Source organism: Sellimonas intestinalis, from assembly GCF_001280875.1.
Lineage (GTDB): Bacteria > Bacillota > Clostridia > Lachnospirales > Lachnospiraceae > Sellimonas > Sellimonas intestinalis.
Genome location: NZ_LGAJ01000032.1, coordinates 1 through 907, shown reverse-complemented (window position 1 = coordinate 907; position 907 = coordinate 1). Strand labels below are relative to the sequence as shown.

Genomic DNA, 907 nt, shown 5'->3' with positions numbered 1-907 from the left:
CATAATGATTCAGCGTTTGAATCCCAAGTGGTTCAAAGGCTTTATCATAAGTCTCAATAATCTTCCTTCTCCGGTTCAGCAGTCCCTCGTACCGCTCTAACTGTGCCAATCCAATCGCTGCCATAATATCTGTCATATTGCATTTATAAGATGGTGCCAGAATATCGTACTCCCAGGCACCGAGTTTTGTCTTTGCCAAAGCGTCTTTCGACTGGCCATGAAGGGAAAGGAGCATAAACTGTTTATATATCCACTCATTGTCAATTCCAGGAATCTCTTTCCAGGTCAGCGCCCCTCCTTCTGCCGTCGTCAGATTTTTTACCGCATGGAAGGAAAAGCTTGTAAAGTCTGCGACAGATCCGCACCGCTTCCATTCCTCTTGAATATTCTTCCTGGCGCCAAATGCGTGCGCCGCGTCTGCGACGACCACAATTCTTCCTATTGCCTTCTGAATCTCGTTTTCCGGCTGAAAGAGTGCTTTTTTCCGCTCTACAATCTCAAAGATGCGTTCGTAATCACAGATAATGCCTCCCAAATCTACGGGAACAATCGCTTTTGTTCTTTCCGTAATTGCCTGTTCCAGCTTGTCATAATCCATTTCATAGCTGTCTTTTGCGACATCTACCAGAACAACGTTTGCGCCCACATGGATTACCGGACTTGCCGATGCTGTATAAGTATAGGCAGAAGTAATGACCTCATCGCCCTCTCCAATCCCAAGAAACCGCAAAATGGACTCTTCGCACGCAGTAGCGGAATTCAGACATACCGCCTTACTTGTCCCGCAAAATTCCGCAATCTTTTTTTCAAATTCTTTTGTCTTTGGTCCGGTCGTAATCCAGCCACTTTTTAATGCTTCTACCACCCCCTGTACTTCGTTTTCCGAAATATCCGGTGGCGAAAATGG

The 907-nt window shown here is 45.9% G+C and carries 1 protein-coding gene; it reads right to left on the bottom strand.

Features of this window, described 5'->3' with window-relative positions:
* A partial coding sequence (locus AOA56_RS15405; protein WP_053770040.1) for a DegT/DnrJ/EryC1/StrS family aminotransferase occupies window positions 1–907 on the bottom strand: 907 nt, incomplete at both ends.